6 protein-coding genes are annotated in these 25,916 nt (G+C 29.5%); all 6 read left to right on the forward strand.

Features of this window, described 5'->3' with window-relative positions; all coding sequences use genetic code 11:
* The first annotated feature begins 30 nt into the window (after window positions 1-30).
* Window positions 31-1,461 carry an aspartate aminotransferase family protein gene (locus ACQY1Q_RS02860; RefSeq protein ID WP_431003778.1) on the forward strand — a complete coding sequence of 477 codons (1,431 nt, stop codon included), beginning with the start codon at window positions 31-33 and terminating at the stop codon, window positions 1,459-1,461.
* Window positions 1,462-1,564: 103 nt separating this feature from the next.
* Window positions 1,565-10,258 carry an amino acid adenylation domain-containing protein gene (locus ACQY1Q_RS02865; RefSeq protein WP_431003779.1) on the forward strand — a complete coding sequence of 2,898 codons (8,694 nt, stop codon included), beginning with the start codon at window positions 1,565-1,567 and terminating at the stop codon, window positions 10,256-10,258.
* 41 nt (window positions 10,259-10,299) lie between these two features.
* Window positions 10,300-23,013 carry an amino acid adenylation domain-containing protein gene (locus tag ACQY1Q_RS02870; protein ID WP_431003780.1) on the forward strand — a complete coding sequence of 4,238 codons (12,714 nt, stop codon included), beginning with the start codon at window positions 10,300-10,302 and terminating at the stop codon, window positions 23,011-23,013.
* A 2-nt stretch (window positions 23,014-23,015) separates the two neighbouring features.
* Window positions 23,016-24,695 (forward strand): cyclic peptide export ABC transporter, encoded by a 1,680-nt coding sequence (locus ACQY1Q_RS02875; protein WP_431003781.1) that lies wholly within the window; start codon window positions 23,016-23,018, stop codon window positions 24,693-24,695.
* 12 nt (window positions 24,696-24,707) lie between these two features.
* On the forward strand, window positions 24,708-25,145 hold the full coding sequence (locus tag ACQY1Q_RS02880; RefSeq protein WP_431003782.1) for a hypothetical protein: 438 nt from the start codon (window positions 24,708-24,710) through the stop codon (window positions 25,143-25,145).
* A gap of 15 nt (window positions 25,146-25,160) precedes the next feature.
* Entirely contained in the window at window positions 25,161-25,868 is a 708-nt protein-coding gene (locus tag ACQY1Q_RS02885) for a thioesterase II family protein (protein ID WP_431003783.1), read from the forward strand.
* Window positions 25,869-25,916: the final 48 nt, after the last annotated feature.

Here is a 25,916-nt window from a genome sequence, read left to right on the forward strand (position 1 = left end):
GTAAATAAACCTAACTTTAAAATAACAAAAATGAAAAACACAAACCATAAATTTTCTCGTTTCCATTTATCGGAAACGGCAAAAATAGTAAGTAGCATTCCAGGAGAAAAATCAAAAGAATTATTGGCTTTACAAAAAGAAATTGAAGGAGCCGTTGTTTCATATCCTAGAAGTATGCCTTTTGCTATTAATAGAGCTAAAGGAGCTATTATTGAAGATGTTGACGGAAATCAATTTATTGACTTTTTTGCAGGATGTGGCGTTGTAAATGTTGGGCACTGTAATGAAGAAGTGCTTTCATATGTTAAAGAACAACAAGAAAAATTAGTTCATGCACTGGATTTTCCAACAGAAAATAAATTAACAGCAGTTCAAAAAATTCTAAACAATTTACCGGAAGAAGAAAGAAAAAATTATAAGGTAAGTTTTGGAGGACCAACTGGTTCAGATGCTGTTGAAGCAGCTATTAAGTTAGCAAAAATTAAAACAGGAAGAGATGGAATTATAGCTTTTTCAGGAAGTTATCATGGAATGACATCCGGAGCTTTAGCCGTAACTGCAGATACTACTTTCAGAAACAAAATAAGCTCATTAATTCCAAACGTACACTTTACTCCTTTTACATATCAATACAGATGTCCGTCTAACCAAGATGAACAAGCTTGTAAAAAATACTGTGTTGAACAATTAGAGTTTTTATTAGAAAATAAACATTCCGGAATTAGAAAACCGGCCGCTATAATTGTTGAATCCATTCAAGGAGAAGGAGGAAATATAACACCGGCAGAAGGTTTCTTAAAAGAAATTATTGAAGTTGCTCACAGAAATGACGTATTAGTGATTTTTGATGAAATTCAAAGCGGATTTTTTAGAACAGGTGAATTCTTAGCTTGTATGAATTATGGAGCTATGCCGGATATTATAACATTATCTAAAGGATTAGGAGGAGTTGGATTCCCTATATCTGCATTAATCTATAACAAGAATGTTGAAGCTTGGGGACCTGGAGATCATATAGGAACTTTCAGAGCTAATCAGGTAAGTTTAGCAGCAGCAAACGGAGCTTTTGATTTTATTGAAAAGTATGATGTAAAAAATCACACTAAAGAAATAGGAGCTTATTTAATGAATGGATTAAAACAATTAGCTGAAAAATATCCTGTTATTGGAGAAGTAAGAGGAAAAGGATTAATGATTGGTGTTGAGTTTGTAAAAGACCCTATTACTAAAGAGCCATATGCAGAAATTGTAAAAGAATTTAGAGCTAACTGTTTACAAAGAGGTTTACTGTTTGAAGTAGGTGGTCATTATAATAATGTACTTCGTATTGTACCACCATTAACTATTACTCCTGCAATTGTTGATGCCGGTTTACAAATTATGGATGAAGCTTTACAAGCAGTAGTTCCACAGCCGATTGCTTTCAATAAGGAAGAAGCAGAACTTTTAACTACTATATAAAATTATTAGGAAGTACTTTTTAAAATACTTCCTAATATATATAGCTTTTAACTAAGAGAACTCAAGAAATAACTAACCAAACAAAAACTGACTACTCTAAATCATGAAAAAAGAAGAAAATAATATAGAAAAAATTTACCCCTTAACCCCCATGCAGGAAGGGATGTTATTTCATTCTATAAGAGATAATTCTGACGCATATTTTAATCAGCTATTCTATACAACAAAAGGAAAAATAGATGTAGAAGTTTTTTCTAAAAGTTTAGAAATTTTAAGTAAAAGGCATGATATTTTAAGAACAGCTTTTGTATATGAAAAAACTGAACGACCTATACAAGTTGTACTTAAAAACAGAAAAATAGCTTTAACATTGGTTGATAAAACAATGTTAAATGCTTCTGAGTATCATGATTTTTTAGAGCAGTATAAAGAAAATGATATTAATAAAGGGTTTGATTTAGTTAAAGAATCAGTTATTAGGATAACTATTATAAAAAGAGAAGAAGAACTCTATGATTTTCTATGGAGTTATCATCATATTTTATTAGACGGGTGGTGCCATGCAATTTTAGTGGAAGAAATTAGTGAAATATATAGTAGCTTAAAACAAAATAGAAAACTTGAATTACCTGATCCAATTCCATTTAGTAACTATGTTAAATGGTTAGAAAAACAAGACAAAAAACAAAGTGAGAAATATTGGAATGAGTATTTAAATGATTATAATCAAATAGCAGAAATTCCAAAAGTACTTAGTAGAGATACTACAGATTTATCAAATCCACATAAAAAAATTGTTTTTTCTAAAGAGTTAACTATACAATTAACCAGAGAGGCAAGAGAAAATGGTATAACTCTTAATGATATATTTCAGACAATATGGGGGCTTTTACTATCTAAATATAGCGGTACTAATGATGTAGTTTATGGTAATGTAGTTTCTGGAAGACCTACGGAATTGGAAGGAATAGATAGATGTTTAGGTTTATTTATTAATACAATACCGGTTCGTTTACAATACTCTAATGAAGATACTTTAGTTCAGATAGCCAAAAGAATACATAATGATTTTTTAAATGGATTACCTCATCATTACAGTTCATTAGCAGATATTCAAAATAATACAGTACTAAAAGGGGATTTAGTAAAACATATAATAGCATTTGAAAATTACCCGATATCTGAACTTAATGAAGAACAAAAACAAGATAATCTTTTTGAAATATCAAATGTTAGTGTATTTGATCGAACCAATTATGATTTTGATATTGATGTTGAATTAGCAGAAGAAATTAGTGTGACTTTTTACTATAATTCGCAAAATTATGACATTAATTATATAGAAAAAGTAGCTGATACTTTTAGTACATTAACAAATCAATTTGCTAAAACACCTCATAAAACAATTACTGAAGTAAGTTTTGTTTCAAAAGAAGGAATACAAGAATTATTATATAGTTTTAACAAGGGCAATTTTGATTTAAATAACACACAACCAATAAATGTATTATTTGAAGAAGAAGTAAAGTGTAAAGGTAATAGAATTGCTGTTATTCATAATAATGAGAAATGGACGTATCAAGAACTTAACAATAAATCAAACCAAATTGCTCATTCCTTAATAGAAGTAGGACTGCAAAGAGGAGAATTTGTAGGAATACATATTGAAAGAACTTTTGATATGGTAGCTGCGCTCTTAGGAGTTTTTAAAGCAGGGGGAGTGTATGTGCCATTAGATATACAAAACCCGACTTCCAGAACGGTAGAACTATTGAAGGATGGAGAGATAAAAGCTTTAATTAGTGTTGAAAAACAACTACAATTATTAACAAAACATAGTTTTTTAAACACTCAATTAAAACAGGTTCTTTGTGTTGATACAGATATTACAGATGAAAAATTTGCAATAGATTCTTCAGTATCACTTATAAACAAAAGAAAAATAGAATTATGTAGTATACATAACCCTGAAAACATTAACAAAGTTAATGATTGGGCTTATATGTTATACACTTCAGGTTCTACAGGAAAACCTAAAGGAGCTATTACTCGTCATGATGGAGCCATGAATCATATTTTGGCAGAGTATGAAGCCATGCAGCTACAAGATGGTTTTTGTTTTTTACAAAGTGCCAGTATTGCTTCAGATATTTCAGTATGGCAAATTTTAGCGCCTATTTTAAGAGGAGGTTCAGTAGTAATTGCCGATAAAGAAGATGTTTTAGATTATCAGAAAACATTAGATTTAATGAAAGAGCACAAGGTTACTATTGCGGAGTTTGTTCCTTCTTATCTAATTGGTTTTGTAGATCATATTTTAGAAATTAATTCCTCAGAAAATATATTGCCATCTTTACAATGGATGATGATGGTAGGTGAAGAAATACCTGTAAAACTAGTAAATAATTGGTTGCAATTATTTCCAGGTTGTCGTGTGTTAAATGGTTATGGTCCCTGTGAAGCGTCGGATGACATTACACAATATGAAATAGTAAAACCTATACCTGTACATTTAAATAAAGTGCCTATAGGGAAACCAATACTAAATATGAACATTTTTGTATTGGATGCTAATGAAAAATTAGTACCAGTTGGAGTTCCAGGTGAAATTTGTGTTTCAGGAGTAGGAGTTGGTGCTGGATATTTTAAAGAACCGGAAAAAACGGCCAATAGTTTTAGACCTAACCCTTTTCCGAATACTCTTGGAAATATCATGTATAAAACCGGAGATTTAGGAAGATGGTTACCAGATGGAAATTTAGAGTTTTTGGGAAGAAAAGACCGACAAGTAAAAATTAGGGGAAACAGAGTTGAATTAGGAGAAATTGAATCTATTATAAGAGAAAATGATTTAGTAGATAATGCAGCAGTTGTGGCTTATAAAAAAGATATCTCTAATACCTCTTTGATAGCGTTTGCCACAAAAACAATAGTACCCGTAAAACCAAATTTTGATATTTCATTTGAAAAAGAAAGAGAAAAACAAATGTTACAATTTGAGTTTGAAGGATTAAAAAATAAAACAATGAGTTTTGATAATGGGTTGAAAATATTCTCGTTAAATAACTCAGAAACTACTTTTGTTTTTAAAGAAATTTTTGAAGATAAAGCCTATTTACAACATGGAATTGAGTTAAAACCAAAATCAGTTGTTTTTGATGTTGGAGCAAATATAGGAATGTTTAGTTTGATGGTTGCAACATGCTTTCCTGGGTCAAAAGTATATGCCTTTGAGCCAATTCCTCCAACTTTTCAAATCATGGAAGCCAATGCAAAACTGTATAATTCTTATTCAGATATATATACTTATAATGCAGGTTTGTCAAACGAAAAAAAGACAATAACATTTACACATTATCCTAAAAACTCCATGTTATCAGGAATGTATGGAGATAAAAGCAAGGATAAAGAATATATAAAAAATGTAATTCTTCAACAAATAACTACAAACGATCTTAATGAAAGTTTAGATAAGGATATTGAATACCAGGTAAATAAGTTAGCAGAAGAAGCGCTGTTGTCTGAAAATTATAATTGTCAATTATTAACTATTTCAGAGATAATAGCGGAACAAAATATAGATCGAATTGACTTATTAAAAATAGATGTTGAAAGAAGTGAAAGGGATGTTTTAGAGGGAATTAATAAAACGGATTGGGATAAGATTCAGCAAATAGTAATAGAAGTACATGACAATGATGATTCTTTAAATAAAGTTTTAGAATTATTAAATAAAAAAGGGTTTGTGTGTTCAGTTGAACAAGAAAAACTATTAGTAGGTACTGATTTATATAATATTTATGCTTATAGAAAAAATAGAGATGTTGATACATCGCTTATTCTAGCATTACAAGAAAAATGTGCCAAAGAATTGCCTTTATATATGCAACCTGATGAATTTTGTATAATAGACAAACTTCCACAAAATTTAAGTGATAAGGTTGATGAGAAAAAATTAGTTTCAATATATAAGGAACGTTTTGAAGGAATAACACAAGCCTCTGGTCTTATTAAACCTTGTGATACAAATACAGAGAGAGAGGTAAAAAATATATGGGAGCAAATACTTCAAAGGAATGATATTGGAGCTGATGAAGACTTCTTTGAAAAAGGAGGACACTCTTTACTGGCTATGAGAGTTAAGGCAGCTGTATTAAAGAAATTAAAGGTTCAATTAGAGGTTAAAGATTTGTTTATCTATACCAAACTAAATGAACTAGCTGCGCTTATAGATAAAAAATCATTACAAGAAGAAGGTGAAATTAAGGCATATTCTAGAACAGAAAATATACCATTATCATACTCACAAGAAAGTATCTGGTTTTTAGATCAGTTACATGGAGGAAGTTCAGAGTATCATATTCCGGCAGCATTAAAATTTAAGGGGAAAATTAATGTAGAGCTACTAGAAGACTGTTTAAGAGAAATTATAGACAGACATGAAGTTCTAAGAAGTATTGTAAATAATAATCAAGAAATTCCTTGTTTAGAATTTTTAAATAGTGAAAAATGGAGTTTAGAAGTTATTAAAGAGAAATTTGTTGATGAATCAGAATTAGAATCTAAAATTGTAGATTTAATTGAGCGACCATTTAATCTGACAAAAGATTATAAATTAAAAGCAAGCCTTATTCAATATGAAAAAACAAAAAGTGTCTTAGTTTTAGTAATGCATCATTTTGCTTCAGATGGCTGGTCAGAAGGTATTTTGGTAGATGAACTTTTAACATTGTATAAAGCAAAAGAAAAAAATCAAGCAGTTACATTACCGCAATTAAAAATACAATATGCTGATTATATCTTGTGGCAACAAGGAAGGAAAAAAGTTGTAGAAGAGCAGCTTATTTATTGGAAAGAGCAATTATCTGAAGCACAACCTTTAGAATTTCCAACAGATTTTAACCGTCCCAAAAATAAAAGCACAGAAGGAGGTACTGTTGAGGTAGTTATTCCTATGTCAATAGAGAAAGCTCTGAGACAACTGTCATCAAGTTACGGAGGAACCTTGTTTATGACGTTGTTATCTGCTTTTAAAATAATATTACATAAATACTCTGGACAAAATGATATTTGTGTTGGAACTCCAATTGCAGGAAGGTCTCATCAAGAATTTGAAAATTTAATAGGTTTTTTTGTAAATACACTAGCATTACGTAGTTATATTGAAGGAGAAACAAGTGTAAAAGCCTATCTAAAACAAGTTAAAGACACATCATTAGAAGCTTATAAAAATCAAGATGCACCTTTTGACAAAGTAGTTGAAGCAACGGTAAAACAAAGAGACCTTAATAGAAATCCAATCTATCAAGTAATGTTTACCTACCAAAATACACCTGAATCACAAGAGTTGGTTTTTGAAGATTTAGAAGTAGAAGTGGTAAAACCATCGGAGATACAGGTACATAGTGAGCTGCATTTTATTATAGAAGAAGATTCGGACAAAGGATTAATTTTAGAAATTGAATATAGAAAAGACTTATTTAATCTTTCTACTATTGAACGTTTGGCAAATCATTACATGAATTTATTAAATTCAATTGTAGAAAATCCGGAACAAAAAATATGTGAATTAAAAATGTTAAATAAAGAAGAGGTTACTCAACTTATTGACACTTTTAATCATAGTAATTTAGATTTCTCAAAAAATGCAACTGTACTCAGTACTTTTAAAGAACAAGTTATTAAATCGCCTAAGGCAATAGCTTTGATTCATGATAATGATGTGCTTACTTATGAAGAATTGGAAGAAAAATCAAATCAAATAGCACATTATCTTAACAATAATGGGATAGTAAAAGGTGATTTAATTCCTATTTGCATGGAGCGATCTATTCTTACGATTGTTGGAATTTTTGGTATTATAAAAAGCGGGGCTGCTTATGTTCCTATTGATCCTACGAACCCATCAGATAGAATTTCGTTTATTATTCAAGATTCAGAAGCAAAATTAGTAATTACACATACTGAATTAAAAAATAAAATTCAAGGGTGTACTGAAGTTGCATGTGTTACAATTGATAGCATGGAAAAAGAGATAGGTATATTACCATCTACTGAATTATCAATTACTATTACGCAAGACGATTTAGCTTATATTATATATACTTCCGGAACAACAGGAAGACCTAAAGGAGCTATGATAGAACATAGAGCATTAAATAGCTTTTTAGAGTTTACAAACCATACACATCCATTAACAAGTGGAGAAAAAATGACATTTAAAACCAATTATGGTTTTGATATGGCAATTCCTGAAATTTTTGGATGGATTATGGGAGGTGCAAGTATGGTTATTGTTTCGGATAGTGATGTTAAGGATTTAGGAAAATTCATAAAAGTACTTGCAGAAAAAGAGGTAACTCAATTAAATTTGGTACCATCTCATCTTTCTGTATTTGTTGATTATATTTTAACTAATAATATTTCATTACCTTCATTACGTTACTTTTTGATTGGAGGAGAGGTATTACCGGTAAAAACTGTTCAAGCATACCAAAAATCAAATTTAACAGCTTCATTAGATAATATATACGGGCCAACAGAAACTACAGTTTTTAGCAATTATTTTACAGCAAATAACTTATCAGAAAAAGCACAAACAGTTCCTATAGGTAAACCAACTCCCAATGCACAAATATATATTCTTGGTGATGATTTGAGTCTATTACCGGTAGGTGTTATAGGAGAGTTATGTATTGGAGGTTTAGGCTTAGGTAGAGGATATTTAAATAGAAACGAGTTAAATGCAGAAAAGTTTATAAAAAATCCATATAAAAAAGGAGGAAGATTATATAAAACCGGAGATTTAGCAAAATGGCTTCCTGATGGTACTGTTAGCTATATTGGAAGAAAAGACTCTCAAGTTAAGGTGAATGGTTATCGTATTGAGTTAGGAGAAATTGAAGCAGTTTTGGATCAATGCGTAAATATCAAGCAATCTGTTGTAATTACAAGAGAAATACCTGATGGAGGTAAACAACTAGTGGCATATGTAACTGTCTCTGATGGAGAGTTGAACTCTGATCAGTTACAAAAACAACTATTACTTAAATTACCGGAATATATGGTGCCAAAGGTGTATGTAGCAATGGAAAAGTTTCCATTAAATAGAAATGGGAAAATAGATAGAAACCAATTGCCTGATGCCGTTTCGTTAAATAGTATTGTTGATTCAGAAGTACCTCAAACAAAAACAGAATTCCATTTACTTAATATTTGGAAAGATTTATTAAAAGTCGAAAGTTTAGGAATAAATGATAACTTCTTTGAGATTGGAGGGCACTCTATTTTAGCAATGAGGACTATTTCAAGAATTCAATTAGAGTTAGGAGTGGTAACAGATTTAACACTATTATTTAAAAATCCAACAGTTAAACTGCTAGCAAAAGAAATAGATAATCTAGAAAAAGAGCAAAAAAACATAGTAATACCTGTTATACCTGAATCTCAGTTTTATGAAACTTCGCAGGCGCAGAAACGTCTTTGGTTGGCAGAGCAAATGGAGGTTAATCGTTCTGTGTATAACATAATTATTGGGTTTGAGATCATAGGAGAGTTAGCTATTGATAAACTAACTCAATCAATTTATCATGTTATTAATAAACATGAAATATTAAGAACCAATTTTATTGATATTGATGGAACACCGTATCAAAAGATTGAACCATTTTCAGAAAATCAATGTGCATTTGAAATATTTGAAAAAGCAGAGGTTATAGCTACAGCAAGAACTATATTTCAAGAAGAGGAAGCATATGAATTTAATTTAGAAAAAGATTCATTAATTAGATTCAGGTTAATTACCAATGGAAATACACATGCGCTAATTATAAATATGCACCATATTATTGGTGATGGTTGGTCAATTCAAACATTACAGACTGATATTTTAAAAGCGTATGAACAATTAAAAATCACGAATTCAATATTAGAAAACAACCTTCCAATTCAGTATAAAGACTATGCTTTTTGGCATAATAGACAGCTTGAGAAGGAGAATTTAGAAGCAGAAGAATATTGGTTAAAAACATTAAAAAATATTGCTGAACGACCGGATTTACCTTTGGATAAAAAAAGAGGGACTGTTCGAAATACAGAGTCAAATACAGTTGAGTTTACTTTAGGTCTTGAATTATCCAACCAAGTAAAGAAAATATCAAATACTTTAGAGGTAAGAACATTTATAGTGTTGCAAGCATTATTAAAAACATATCTAGCTCAGTATATTAAGTCAGAAGATATAACAATAGGAACGGCAGTAGCAGGTAGAAATCACCCGCAATTAGAAGATCAGATAGGTTTTTATATCAATATGTTAGTGCTAAGGTCGCATATTTCTGATACTAAGTCTCTTAACGAAATTGTAAGCCAATTGAATTTAGAAGCTGAAGACGCATTTAAGCATCAAACGTATCCATATGATTTATTGGTCAATAAACTAGAGCCCGTTAGAAAAACAGCGAGAAACGCTTTATTTGATGTGTTAATTTCTTATTACGATGGTTTTGAAACAGATGAAGACAATCATGAATTAAAGTTTGTAGAGTTAGAAGGAAGTGAAACAAATGATACACAAAACAAGTACGATTTAATCTATACTTTCCAGACAGAAGAAGATGGAGCAATTACCATATCAATAAAGTACTTAATAAATCTATTTTATGATAGTACTATTAAGGAAATGAAAAATAATATGTTAGGTTGGTTTGAATGGATTTTATCAAATCCAAGTACTCCGTTATCAAGTTATGTTAAAAAGAATGTTCAGCAAGTAGATTTAGTTGATGATTTTCTTTAAAATCATTTAAAACTATACTCATACAATTTTTATAAAGAAAGATGAAAGAAAGTACACTATTTGGAATATCAAAAACAAGTTACTGGAAAGAAAAAATAGAAACAGTTACCAAAACTGTTCCTTATACTTGTTATTCTGAAGAAAATATAATCCTATCAAAGAAAGAGTCTTTTACGATACAGGCTTCTGAAATGTTATCAGAAAAGATAATAACTATTTCAAAGGAAAAAGACGTAAATATTTTTAAATTGTTTATGACAGGACTATCAATAGTATTGTCAAAATATACAGTTTATGAAGATTTACTAATCACCACATCAACTTTAAATATAAATTCATTAAATGAGTTTATAAAACCAAACCTTTCATTTTTTAAGATAAATCTTAATGATAATGACTCTGTTAAAGATTTACTAGGAAAAATTCATTCAGAATTAATAGAAGTTGTAGAGAATCAGGATTATGATTTTGAAGAATTAACTAAAGAAGTACTTTCTATCAAAGAAAATAAAAGTACTATTTCTGGCATAGGTTTCTTTTATGAAGAATTAAATACTTGGATTGATGAATTATCTGATTGTTCTTGTCTACTAAAACTATATAAAAAAGAAGATAAACTATCAATAAAAATAGAATATAGTAAAGAACTGTATTCAAAAGATGAAATGGAATTATTTTGCCTTCATCTACTAAAAGCAATAGAGGTTTTATTAGATGATTTAAATGTTAAGGCTAAAAAAATTAATTTTATTACAGAAAAAGATAAGCAAATAATATTTGATGAATTAAAAAGGGCTGAGGTTGTTTATGAACAAATACCAGTAGTAACTCAATTTGAACAACAGGTACTTAAAACCCCTGAATTAATAGCTGTAAAAAGTGGAAACATCACTTTAAGTTATGAAGAGCTTAATGAAAGAGCTAACAAACTAGCTCATTTTTTACTTGAAAACTGCAACTTGAAAAAACATCAAAGAGTAGCTTTAATGGTAGATAGATCAGAAAAAGTGATGATAGGAGCTTTAGCTGTATTAAAAGCTGGCGGTGTTTTTATCCCTATTGACTTATCAGCTCCTAAAGAACGTGTTGATTATTGTTTATATGACTGTGAATGTTCCGTTATTCTTACAGAAGATTGGTATATAGAAGAGCAAAAAAATAAGTTAGATAAGGTTTTTGTATCAATGAATGATATACATTCTAACAAAACTTATAATCCTCAAAATCAATTAGAGCCTACAGATGTTATTTATATGATTTATACCTCAGGAACTACAGGAAAGCCAAAAGGTTCCATGATTTATAACTATTCATTGACAAATAATGTAAACTGGTTTAAAAGGCAATATGAGTTAACAGAGAAAGATAGTACCATGCTTATAAACTCATATAATTTTGACGGATGTTATGGATATGTGTGGGCAACATTGGTAACAGGAGGAATATTACATATTCCAAATGAAACTATTTTTGATCCGGATGCTACCTTAGAATATATTAAAAAAGAAAAAGTAACACATATAAAAATTGTTCCGTCAACTTTCGGAATTTTAGTAAACTCACAAACCTTTATTTCTGATACTGAATCTTGTAAATCATTACGTATAGTAAAACAAGGAGGAGAAGCAATCAATGTTAATAATTTAGAAAAATACTTTAAGCAATATCCGGAAGTCACTTTAGGAAATCATTATGGTCCTACAGAATGTACCATTGGTTCTGTTGCGTATTGGATAACAAAAGATACGTTTAAAGAGTTTAAAAGAAGACCAGTTTTAGGAAAACTCTATGATAATCAGGAAATATACATAATGGATGCTTCTTTAACAATGCAACCTGTAGGAGTTTTAGGAGAAGTATGTATTGGAGGAGAAGGTGTTAGTAAAGGATATTATAATCAACCTGAATTAACCGAAACTAAATTTGTAGACCATCCTTTAAAACCAGGTAAAAAAATATATAGAACTGGAGATCAGGCAAGATGGCTTCCAAATGGAACATTAGAGTTTGTTGGCCGCCTTGATAATCAGGTTAAAATAAGAGGATATAGAGTAGAGTTAGATGAGATTACTGAAGTAGCTAAAGAATATCCTTTGATTACTGATGCTATAACTTTGGTTTATAAAAATGAAGAAGAAGAATTTTTGACTTTATGGTTTGTGTCAAAAGAAGGCATTAGTAAAGAAGAAATAACCAATTTTTTAAAGCAGAAACTACCTTCTTACATGATTCCTCATTATTATGTAAGAGAAGAGAGAATGCCAATTACTCCGAATGGAAAAGTTAATAAAAAAGCGTTATCTGATCCTAAGAAGACAAAGATAGAAGATGAAAAAGCAATCATACTTCCAAGAAATAATGATGAAGAAAAAATGTTGAATATTTGGAAGGATATACTAAATGTAGAGGAGATTAGTATTTTTGATAATTTTTTTGAAATAGGAGGGCATTCATTAAAAGCAAGTCAATTAGCTGCAAGAATACGACAAGCATTTGGGGTAAGGTTACCTTTACGAGAAATTTTTGTGACTCCAATTCTGTCAGACTTAACGACATTAATCATATCTCAAGAAGCAAATGATCAATATGTGAGTATTGATAAGGCACCTTTACAAAATGATTATGCATTATCACATTCTCAAGAAAGAATGTGGATTTTAAACCAAATAGAAGAAAATAAAGCAACGTATAATGTTCCCCATGCTGTTCGCCTAGTTGGTGATGTTAATAAAGATATTTTAAATCAATCAATTCAGGCATTAATTGATAAACATGAGGTTTTAAGAACCATCTTTGTAACGGTTAATGGAGCACCAAGGCAAAAAATTCTAGATTCATATTTGTTTACAATACAATATGAAGATCTTAGAAATGAAAATAATGCAGATGATAAGCTTAGACAAATATCAGAAAGGCAAGTAAATTATATTTTTCAATTAGATAAAAAACCTCCGCTTTCTTCAGTTTTAGTTCGTGTTTCAGAACAGGAGTATATTTTCTTCTTTACGTTACATCATATAGTATCAGACGGCTGGTCTACACAAGTATTTACTCAGGAATTATTGTTTAATTATGAGGCTATCAGAAATAATAAAGAAGCACATACAGAACCTTTAAAAATACAGTATAAAGATTTTGCTTTTTGGCAAAATAATTTATTAGAAGACGATAAAGATCGTTCTTTAAAAGCCTACTGGAGTCAAAAATTTTCCGGAGAAATTACTTCTCTTGAACTACCTTATGATAAACCATTAAAAAAAGATAGAAGCCATAAGGGAGCTACTAAAAAGATTTTTATTGAGGAGGGTACATATAATAAGGTAAAAGATTACGCTAATATAAATAAAGCATCTTCATTTATGGTGCTATTGTCGCTAGTGAAGACTTTATTATACAGATATACAGGACAAAATGATATAATTGTTGGAACACCAATAGCAGGTAGAGAGCATGTAGATTTGGAAGAGCAAATAGGTTTTTATGTAAACACGTTGGCCATACGCTCAGAAATTAAAGGAACATTCTCTTTTAATAACGTCTTGGAAGAAGTTAAAAATAATTTATTAGAGGCATATCAGCATCAATTATATCCTTTCGATAAACTTATTCAGGATCTAAATATTACAGCTTCTACATCAAGTAGAAATCCACTTTTTGATGTTTTTGCAGTTATGCAAAATAAGTCAGAGACTATTGAAACAAATATTGAATCTCTAGGCTTTGAATTAGTTTCTTATGAACAAGACTTTGAACATAGTAAGTTTGATTTATTATTTAATTTTATTGAAGAAAATAATGGTTTATCTGTTGAAATAGATTACAGTATAGACTTATTTTTTGATTCAAAAATAGATAGAATGCTTGCGCATTTTAATGAGTTGCTAATAACTTGTTTGGAGATGCCGGAAACTAAAGTTGGAGAGGTTTATTATCTTACAAAAAATGAGAGAATTATACTTCATGAATTTAATGGCTCGGTTTCTGAAGAAATGCCTTGGAGGTCATTAGTAGACGAGTTTAATAAGCAGGTAAAGAAATCTCCTTTTTCATTAGCATTAGCTGACGATACACTTAGTTATACGTATCAAGAGTTAGATGAAAAAACAAATAAAATTGCTAATTATTTACTATCAAAATACACCATTAAAAAAGATGAAATAATAGCAGTTTTATGTGATAGAACTGCAGATTATATTTGTAGTATTTTAGCTATTATTAAAGCAGGTGGAGCTTATTTGCCATTAGAAAGAACTTTCACAGAGGAGCATATTCAAAATTTGTTATCGATATCTGAAACAAAAGTTATGATAACAGATAAATTAGAAGATGTAGAGAAATGGGAAAATAAGTTAAACTGTCTAGATATAACAGATAGTAATAGTATTTTAACTTATAATGGAGAAAAAGTAGAAAAAAGTTTTAACTCTCTAGAGGCTCTTGCTTATGTAATGTTTACTTCAGGTACTACCGGAACTCCTAAAGGAGTAATGGTAAATCATAAAAATATTTTACGATTAGTAAAAAATATTTCTTATTCAAATATTAGTGAAAAAGATAAATTATTGCAAACAGGATCCTTGTCTTTTGACGCAGCAACATTTGAAATATGGGGAGCCCTTTTAAATGGAGGAGAACTCCATATTATAAAAAAACAAAATCTATTAGATGTAAAAAGCCTTTATAAAACTAAGAAGGATAGAGGAATTACTAAAATGTGGATTACCACAGCATGGTTTCATCAGTTGGCAGATATTGATACAGATATTTTTCAAGGATTAGATGAAATTTGGGTAGGGGGAGAAAGATTATCACCTATCCATTTTAAAAAAGTAAAAGAAGTATATCCTAATGTCCCTATTATTAATTTTTATGGACCAACAGAAAATACAACTTTTTCGACTTCTTGTGAAGTATTTCATGACGACATTGAAAATATACCTATAGGGTATCCGATAGATAACACTACTGTATATATATTAGATAATGATATGCAACCTGTTCCGATTGGAATTACTGGTGAAATATACTTAGGTGGTTTAGGTGTAAGTAAAGGATATTTGAATAATGAAGAAGAAACTAGAAAAAGATTTATCACTTTACCTTTTTCTGGAAATGAATATTTATATAAATCGGGAGATTTAGGAAGGTGGCAAGATGACGGTAGAATAACATTTTTTGGAAGAAAGGATCATCAGGTTAAAATAAGAGGACATCGTATTGAGTTGGACGGAGTTGTTTCATTGCTACAAAAGCATCCTTTAACTCTAGAGGTAGAAGTTTTAGCATTAAACTTGCAAGGAAGTGATAAAACGTTAGTTGGTTATTATACTTCTGAAAATGATGTGAATCTAGAAAATGAGCTTAGAGACTATTTAAGAAAAGAACTTCCGTCATATATGGTTCCGACTTATTTAGTTCATCTTGAGCAAATGCCTCTTAATAAAAACGGAAAAATAGACAGAAAATTACTTCCGTTACCAAATGCTCAAATAAGTGAATCAGAAGAATATATAGAACCCTCTACAGAAACAGAAAAACAATTAATTAGTATCATTAGAGAAATTTTGAATTTGACTGAAAAAATATCAGTTAAAGCTAATTTTTTTGAATTAGGGGGGCATAGCTTAAAAGCTATTTTATTAGCCAATAAAATAGAAGAAAACCTTAATGCTTCTGTGAGTTATAATACTATTTTTTCTGTGGGAACAATTGAAGAATTGGCTTCAATAATAGATGAGGAAGGTAATATTACAAAAGTTAATAAAATTCAACCAGCTCCTAAGCAAGAACTGTATTTAGCCTCATCAGCTCAAAAAAGATTTTATACCATTTATAAATATGATGAAGAATCATTAGCCTATAATGTAACAGGGAGTATACAACTTAGTAAAAAAGAATACTCGTTGGAAAAAATTCAAAAGGCATGTGATGAATTAGTTAAGAGGCATGAGAGTTTAAGAACGGAATTTGTAAATAGAGATAATGAATTGTATCAAAAGATACATGAAAATTACAATATTGTAATTGAAAGTTTGAGAGAAAATGATATAGAAAAATCATTACAAAACTTTGTAAAACCATTTAACTTAGAAAAGGGACCGCTATTTAGAGTTGGTTATGTTAAAACAAAAGACAACGAGAACTGGTTATTACTTGATATGCATCATAGTATAACCGACGGATTGTCACAGGTTATTTTAGAAAATGAATTATTTGCTCTTCTAGAAGACCAACCACTTACTACAGTACCATTCCAATATAAAGATTATGTATATTGGCTATTACAAGCACAACAACAAGAACGTTTTAAATTACAGAAAAACTATTGGGTAAAGAGGTATGAAGAAGAAGTTCCGGAACTTCACTTACCAATAGATTTTGAGCGTACAATACAACAAGATTTTAAAGGAAAAACAATTCAATTTAAAATATCTTCTGAAAATGCTGAGTTTTTAATAGAAAGAAGCAAAACACAAACAACTACATTATATACGATAATGTTATCTGTTTGGTCTATTGTATTGTCAAAATTAGGAGGAGTAGAAGATTTAGTTATAGGAACTCCGGTGGCAGGTAGAATGGATAAGAGTTGGATGAATGTCGTAGGAGTGTTTATCAATACAATACCGTTAAGGTTGCGTCCTAAAGGGAATCATCAATTCATAGATTATTTAGATGAAGTTAAAAATAATGTAATTAATGACTTAAATAATCAGGAGTATCCATTTCAAGACATATTAGAAGCAATTAACTATGATATAAGCTCAACAAGAAATCCTCTTTTTGATACTATGTTTAGTTTATTATCTTCTGAAGAGTTTAAACTGTCATCTGAAGATTTTTTAATTGAAGATTTTTTAATTGAAGATAAAGCAACAGGAGTTAAGTTTGATCTTAATTTTAAAGTAGCTGATTTAGGTAAAGAAATTGTATGTAGTTTAGATTACAGAACGGGACTTTTTGAAGACACTACAGTTATACAAATAGTAGAAAGGTTTAATTTACTTTTAGATATATTAAGAATTAATCCTAGTATAGATTTAAAAGAAATAGACATATTACTTCAAGAAGAAAAGGAAAAATTATTGATTAATGTAAATGAAACAGCTGTTGTTTACCCAGAATATGAAAAAACAATAAATCAATTATTTGCAGAAAAAGTTGCTTTGTATCCCGAAAAACGCTTTTTAGTTGATACATTTTCAAGTTTAACTTTATTGGAGGTAGAATATAAAGCAAATTGCTTAGCTTCTTATATTGTAGAAAAAGGATTCTCTAATAAGGTACTAGGTATTTATATGGAGCCTTCCGTTGAGGTTATCATTGCTATTTTAGCTATTTTTAAATCAGGATCGGCGTATTTGCCAATAGACACGGATTTGCCGGAAGATAGAATCTTATATACTGTTAAAGATAGCAGCGTTGAATGTATAATAGCATCTTCAAATTTTATGAAACAATTGCCTTTCGAAGGAGATTGGATAAATATAGATGATGAAGATAGTTGGAGTAGCTGTGAAAACTCTACAGTATCATTAAATACTCCTGAAAGTTTAGCTTACATTATTTATACATCAGGATCAACAGGTAGTCCTAAAGGAGTTAGAATTACTCAAAAACAATTGGTAAATTATACCACATGGTTTACAAATAAATTATCATATTCATATAAAGATAGTGCTGCTCTTTTATCATCATTTGCTTTTGATTTAGGACATAGTGCCGTATTTCCAACAATAGTAAATGGAGGTACTTTACACATGTTGAAAAAAGAAGAATATTTAAATGTTGAATACTTAACTACGTATTTACATCAAGAAAAAATATCGTTTATTAAATCAACACCTACATTCTTCTCTTTACTTATAAATGATCAAAAATTCACGATTCATTCCTTAAAATATTTAAGATGGTTGATGCTAGGCGGTGAAGCAATTAATACTAATGATTTACAGAAGTTTTTTAAGTACTATCCGAATAAAAAAATAATAAATCATTATGGACCTACAGAAGGAACCATTGGATGTATAGTAAAACCATTAGATTGTCATAATTATCGAGAACTGGAAAAAGAATCTATAATAGGTAAACCTATAAATAATATGAAGGTGTATATTTTAGATTCATACCAAAAACCGGTAGCCCAAGGAGTCCAAGGACAAATTTATATATCAGGAATAGGAGTATCAGAAGGTTATCATAAACAAAAAGAATTAACGGAAGAAAAGTTTATAGAAAGTCCTTTTGAAAATGGAAAAAAATTATATGCTACAGGAGATTTAGGATATTGGTCAAAAAATGATGAAGTAGTTTTTAAAGGAAGAGTAGATGATCAAATAAAAATAAGAGGATATAGGGTTGAATTAGGGGAAGTAACGAGAGCTATAATAGCGATTCCTTTCGTACGTAATACTAGTTTATTGGTAAAAAAGAAGAACGATGAAAGACAGCTTATAGCATTTGTTGAAGTAGATGAAAATAAGAAAGTTAGTGAAATAAGAGAAGCATTAGAAACATCATTACCTTCATACATGATACCTAATAGTATAATTCTTATAGATAAGATACCGGTAACACCAAATGGGAAAGTAGATAGAAAAGAGTTAGAGAGACTTTCACTAATAAATAATGAAGAAGAAGGAGAGCTACCATCAACTAAGTTAGAGAAAGAGTTAGCTGCAATATGGGAAGAAATTTTACAAGTTAAAGTTAAAGATATCAACGCTAGTTTCTTTCTTCTTGGGGGGCATTCATTAAAAGCATTGAATCTTATAAATTGTATAGAGCATCGATGGGGTAAAAAAGTCCCATTGAAAATGCTATATGCAAATGCAACCATAAAAAAGCTAGAGGTATATCTTGAAAGTTTACAGGAAGAAAGATATACGGGTATTGTAAAGTCGGAAGAACAAGTGTTTTATCCTCTGTCTTATTCACAAAAAAGACTATGGATGCTACATGAATTTTCTGTTAACAAATTAGCTTATAATGTTCCTAAAGTATATTGGCTTACTGGAGAAGTTACGGTAGAAGCTTTATCTCAAGCATTAACAGACATTGTAAAAAGACATGAAGTATTACGAACAGTTTTTAAGATGGTCGAGGGAGAACCAAGGCAGTTTATCATTCCTTTCAAAGAGTTAAAAAATTTAGTTAAAATAGAAAGCCTACCCGTTGAAGAAAACAAAGTTGATGGATTTGTATCTAAATTAATCAATAAAAATTTTGATTTAGCAGAAGGACCATTATTCGATTTTAGAATTTTTACAACAAAAAATAAAAAAACATTATTATCACTAAACTTTCATCATATTATATCAGATGGATGGTCTGCTACAATCTTATTAAATGAGTTATGTGAAAGGTATAATGCTTTAATAAAAGGAGAAGAGATTTATTTGCCAAAACTTGAAATTCAATATAAAGACTATGCGGTTTGGCAAAATGAACAATTTAAAAGAGGAATTTTTGAAAAAGATAAACTGTTTTGGAAAAAGAAACTATCAGGAGAATTTAATAAGTTTTCATTACCCTTAACGTATCCTAAATCGGGTACTAAGACTATTGGAAAATCTATAAATTACATAATTGATAACTCATTAATTGAGAAAATAGAAAATCTAGCAAATCGAAATGATGTGAGTTTATATATGATGTTATTAGCTTCATTTAAGACATTAGCATATAGGTATACAAATCAGAATGATATTTTAATAGGAACAGTAGTTGCCGGAAGAGAAAAACAGGAACTGGCTAACCAAGTTGGTTTTTACGTTAACACTATTGCACAAAGAACAATTTTAAATGTAAACAGGCCTTTTAAAGAGCTTTTAGAGACTATTAAAGAAGATTTATTAGAAACAGTAGAATATCAATACTATCCTTTTGATCAGGTGGTTAATGATTTAGGGATTTCTGGAAGTGAAGGAGAATCTCCATTGTTTGATATAATGTTTATTCATCAGAATACAGAAGAAGTAGATGAATCATCTCTTTTATTATCTGGGTTAAAAATAGAAGGGATTGGTGAAGGTCTATCCGAAAGTAAATTTGATGCTTCATTTGTAACCAGAAGAACAAAACAAGGATTACAAATATTTGTTGAATATAATGCAGCTGTTTATTCTGAGTCGTTTTTAACACAATATTTAAAACATTTTGAAAGGATATTAGAAGTTGTTTGTATAGATCCAAATCAAACTATAAATCAAATAGATTATTTAGGAACAGATAAAGAATTACTATTAACAACATTTAATAATACCCAAAAGGAAAAGGATTACAAGACAATTCATGAAATGGTAGAAAAGCAGGTTGAAAGAACTCCAAATAAAACTGCCATTATATTTAATGATAAACGAATCACTTATCAAGAGTTGGATGATAAATCTAATGCTTTGGCAATATGGATACTAGAGAACTATCAGCCAAAACCTAATGATATTATAGCAATTTCATTACAACGTTCTGAGTGGCAAATTATATCTATGTTGGCTATCCTAAAATCAGGTGCAGCGTTTTTACCAATAGATAGCAAGCTTCCTCCTAAACGTAAGGAAATTATTCTAGAAGATGCAAACCCCTTATTTGTTATTGGAGATGATAGTTTGCACATTTTTGATATAGATATACGCATAGAAAGTGTAGAAAAAATTAAGAAAGAAGTTTCTAGATTTAGGGTAGATAAACCAGAAGGAATAACTATTAAATCAAATGATTTAGCGTATGTAATTTATACTTCCGGTTCAACAGGTAAGCCTAAAGGTGTAATGATTGAACATAGAGGAAATATTAACATGGTTACAGATCAAGTTAATCAACTAAAAATTTGTGCGGACGACCGTTGTTTACAATTTGCCAGTATGTCTTTTGATGCCTCTGTTTATGAAATTTTTATAGCACTATATGCAGGTAGTTCTATTGTTCTAATATCGGAAGATACAATTGCAAACCCTTTAAATTTTACAAATTATATAACAGAGCATAAAGTAACGTTCGCAACCTTACCTCCAGCTTATCTTTCTAATTTAAACAAAGAATCATTAAGTACATTACGAGTATTAGTTACAGCAGGAGAAGCACCAAATGGTAAAGATGCCCGATATTTTGGAAAAAAAATTAATTATTTTAATGCATATGGACCAACAGAATATAGTGTATGTGCAACTCTTTATAAAGTAAATGGAGAGGAAAATAAAATAATTCCTATAGGTAAACCATTAGAAAATACACAGATTTATATCTTAAATGAAAAGATGAATTTGATGCCTATTGGGTGCTGGGGAGAAATGTATATTTCTGGTCATGGTATTGCTAGAGGCTATATTAATAGACCTGAACAAAATACAATGGCATTTATAAACAATCCATTTAAAGAAGGAGATAAGCTATATAAAACGGGAGATATATGTAGATGGTTGTATGATGGAAATATAGAGTTTAAATCTCGTTCAGGAGAAATGATAAAAATTAGAGGTTATCGAGTAGAAAAAGGTGAAATTTCGTCAGCTATCTTATCGTTTCCTGATATTAAAGAAGCGGTTATTTCTTTTAAAAAAGAACAGCAAATATTATCAGCATATATTGTTGCTGATAAGAGCATAACAAGTAAGAATTTAAAAGAATATTTAAAAGGAATACTTCCGGAATATATGATTCCAACTTATATTATTTCATTAGAAAAAATACCGTTAACAACTAATGGAAAAGTTGATTATAAAAAATTAGATACTCTTATAAAGAAAGAACAAGAAAACCATTTAAAACAAAAAAGAAAACCAGAGAATTATGTAGAAACCCAACTACTAGAAATATGGAGTGATATATTAAACTTAAATAAAGAGTTAATAGGTACAGATGATAATTTCTTTGAAATAGGAGGACAATCTATCTTATTAATGAAGTTGATAGGTCAGTTATGGAATGTATATCAGAAAGAAATTAGCTTGCAAAATTTCTTAGGGAATGCAACCATTAAAGAATTGTCTGGAATTATTTTAGGGAAAACTAATGAAGAAAAATCATTATTAGTTACACTAAATAAAGAAGGCTATGATGAGAAAATGTTTATGATTCCTCCGGTTTTAGGAACTTCAATAATCTATAAAGCACTTGCTGAGAAGTTAGAAAAAATAGGTATTACATGCTATGGAGTTCAGTACCGTGGATTTGACTATGAAACAAATTTAGATTTAAGTATTCCTGCTATGGCAAAAGGGATGGTCAAAGAAATTGAACCCTATTTAAGTACAAGTAAGAGTAATATTGTTTTAGGATATTCTATGGGGGCAATTTTAGCATTGGAAATAGTAACTGAGTTAGAAATAATGGGGTATGAAACAAAATTGGTTTTAATAGATAAAGACCCTGGAAATGCATTTATAGATATACTTAATAATGAGAAAGAATTTCATGAAGAAGAATTAATCCAACATGTTATAACTGAACATATGCAAGGAATTCCACTACCTGAAAGTAGTATGTCAAGAATAGAAAGGTTAGTTCAAAACAATATCCAACTACTAAAAGAATATGAAGGATTTACTAAAATTATTAATTCAGATTTATTAGCACTGGAAGCTAGTGAATCTGCCAAGAAAAATAAAATGTTATCATGGGAAACAGTAACAAATAAAAGATTTTATCATGAAACTATTTCAGGAAATCATTTTAGCATATTACAAGAAGCGAATCTAAATAATATAATTGAAGCTATTTTAAAATTAACTAATAAAAACTTTAAACAAAAACTATAGAAATGGGATTATTTAAACTATTACAAAAAAAATCAAAGTTCTTTTATTTTAATCTGGCATTGCTGGGTATTATTAATGCCGTTTGGGCATCAGCATTGCTATTATTTATAAATAATAAAGTAACAGGAGAAAAACTACCTTTTGTTAATGAAGAATATGATTGGGCAATTTTTTCAGCGTTAATCGTAGTATCATTTGTTGTTGCTCGATACTTTCAAGCTTACATGATTAAGTTAACTTATGAGCTAGGTAACGAATTAAACTTATCTATTTTTAATAAACTTAGATTTACTGATTATAAAGAATTTCAAGAATTAGGGGAAGATAAAGTAAGAACAGCAATGACTGATGTTACCACACTTCAAAAATTTCCTCAAAGTTTTATTGAAGCTTTCAATGCAGGAATAATGGTAGCAATAGGGGTTGTTTATCTGTTTGTAACACATGCAATTGGGGCTTTAATTGTGTCAGGTACATTACTAGCCTTGGCAATAGTGTATTATATAAGAAATATTAGTATTGAAAAAGATATTAATAAGGCAAGAGATTTAGCAAATGTATACCAAGAAAATGTAAATGATTTTTTACGAGGATTTCGTGAAATAAAGATGAGTACACATAGAAGCGATGTAATTTATAATGAGTATTTAAAGAAGAATAGAAATAAAGTAAAAGACTTGACCATTAAAACAGTTACTAAATATTTAGTCAATGATTTAATGGGGAATTATGCTGGTTACTTAATGATTGGGATTATTTTATTTGCCTTACCAGCTGTAATAGTAATCTCAGCAGATGTAAGAACCAACTTTGTAGTAACCATTTTATACTTGTTAGGACCTGTAAGTAGTGTGGTTGGAGCTATTCAGGAATTTACTAAAATGAAAGTGGCAGTTCAAAGATTACATCATTTTAATAAAATTTTAGGAGTAGTAGAAGGAGAAGTTTTAACACATGGAAATATGACAGATTTTAATACTTCATTTGAATCTATTCGTTTTGAAAATGTAACTTTTGAGTACTTCAATGAACAAAAAGAAGAAGTATTTAGGTTAAAACCTTTAAACCTTACTATAACTAAAGGAGAAAGTATTTTTATTACTGGAGGAAATGGAAGTGGGAAAAGTACTTTTATTATGCTTTTAGCAGGTTTGTATAAACCATCTTCTGGAAATATATACCTGAATGGAACTAAAATAGAGTTGGATAAGTATAGTTATTATCGTGATCAGATCTCTTGTATTTTCACAGACAACTATCTATTCTCAGAAAATTATAACAATTTTGATTATATCGTTAGATCAACAGAATTAGATGAATTGGTTAATGAAATGAAAATGGATGAGGTATATGAAATTGATAAAGAGAAAGGAAAAGTAAAAACAACATTATCCAAAGGACAACAAAAGAGAGTTGCTTTCATTTATAGTTTAATGGAAAACAAGGATGTTTTAATTCTTGATGAATGGGCGGCTGAACAAGACCCTGAATTTAGAGCCTATTTTTATAAAGAAATTATTCCAAATTTAAGAGAAAAAGGGAAAACCGTAATAGCTGTAACACATGATGATGCATATTTCAATGAAGCAGGAAGATTAGTGAAGTTTAATTATGGTAGAATAATAGAAGACAAACAAGATCTTCAAAAAATAACACCTCTTCAAGAAATAATGCCAAATTAAAAAAATAAAAAGATGATTAAAATTTTAAAAACCATAGTAATTTTATTAGCAATGAACACCACAGTCGTATCTCAAGAAATAACAAAACCACTTCAGTATGCTTTGAATTTAGAGCAGTTGCAAAAGGTATTTAAAGAAGAAGCAAAAGGCAAAGAGTTTTTACCAATTATATTGGTTACAGGAAACAGAATAAGTCCGGAAGTAAAAGTTACAATGTTTGGTGAAAAGGTGTCAATAATAGACAATAAAGAAACTTCTAACCTAATTAAATCTGGGCATCCATATCTTGAATTAGGAAAAGCATCATACGGAGAATGGTCAGGTAGAGCAGAGTTTATATTTTTTTGTGGAGAAATAAAAACAAAAATTAAACTTAAAAGGAAAGATGGTAAATGGGAATTAAAAAATATTTCACAAAAGAACAGAAAAAATTATTTCTGGAATTTTTAAAACTATTTACATTCTATGAAATTAATATGTTTAACATATGCAGGAGGTAATAAATATTCTTATCGAGATTTAGCTCCATATTTAGACAAAGATATCGAAATGATTACTTTAGAACTTCCTGGAAGAGGTTCTAGAATAGGAGAGCCTTTAATAGATAATTTAGATCAGTTAGTAATTGATTTATATAATCAAATTCAAGATGATTTAAATGATAATTATATGATTTTTGGTCACTCTATGGGAGCAATGCTAGGAAATTTATTAATTCATAAATTAAAGAATAATAATAATAAACTTCCGGTATGTTTTCTGGCAACAGGATGTTCTTCTCCTAAAAAAAGAGGATTAAAAACAAAAATACATCAACTAAGCAAAGCTGCTTTTCAACAAGAAATTTTAAATTTAGGTGGCATGCCTGATGAGGTAGTAAAAAGCCAAGATCTTTTAGATTTTATATTACCGGTATTAAGGTCTGATATAAAGGCTATTGAGACTAAAATTTATGAGGAAAATGAAAAATATAACGTGCCTGTTATAAGTATATGTGGGTCAGATGAAAATATAAAAGAAGATGATATTATAGATTGGAAAGATGAAACAAGCGCTTCATTTTCATATCATTTTTTATCCGGAGGACATTTCTTTATTCTTGACCATAAATCGGTAATAGCTGATATTATTAATACAGAGCTTCTTAAAAGAAAAAAAGAAGTAACTATCTAAAAAACAAACAAAAAACAAACAAGTATAAAATCTATCTGTTTTTACTAA

The sequence above is a fragment of the Tenacibaculum sp. TC6 genome, assembly GCF_050606265.1.
In the GTDB taxonomy this organism is placed as follows: Bacteria; Bacteroidota; Bacteroidia; order Flavobacteriales; family Flavobacteriaceae; genus Polaribacter.

Bases quoted from the DNA above. Each gene is read 5' to 3' on its own strand.
- ACQY1Q_RS02875 (WP_431003781.1), top strand. From the start codon at position 23,016: ATGGGATTATTTAAACTATTACAAAAAAAATCAAAGTTCTTTTATTTT.
- ACQY1Q_RS02880 (WP_431003782.1), top strand. From the start codon at position 24,708: ATGATTAAAATTTTAAAAACCATAGTAATTTTATTAGCAATGAACACC.
- ACQY1Q_RS02865 (WP_431003779.1), top strand. From the start codon at position 1,565: ATGAAAAAAGAAGAAAATAATATAGAAAAAATTTACCCCTTAACCCCC.
- ACQY1Q_RS02860 (WP_431003778.1), top strand. From the start codon at position 31: ATGAAAAACACAAACCATAAATTTTCTCGTTTCCATTTATCGGAAACG.
- ACQY1Q_RS02870 (WP_431003780.1), top strand. From the start codon at position 10,300: ATGAAAGAAAGTACACTATTTGGAATATCAAAAACAAGTTACTGGAAA.
- ACQY1Q_RS02885 (WP_431003783.1), top strand. From the start codon at position 25,161: ATGAAATTAATATGTTTAACATATGCAGGAGGTAATAAATATTCTTAT.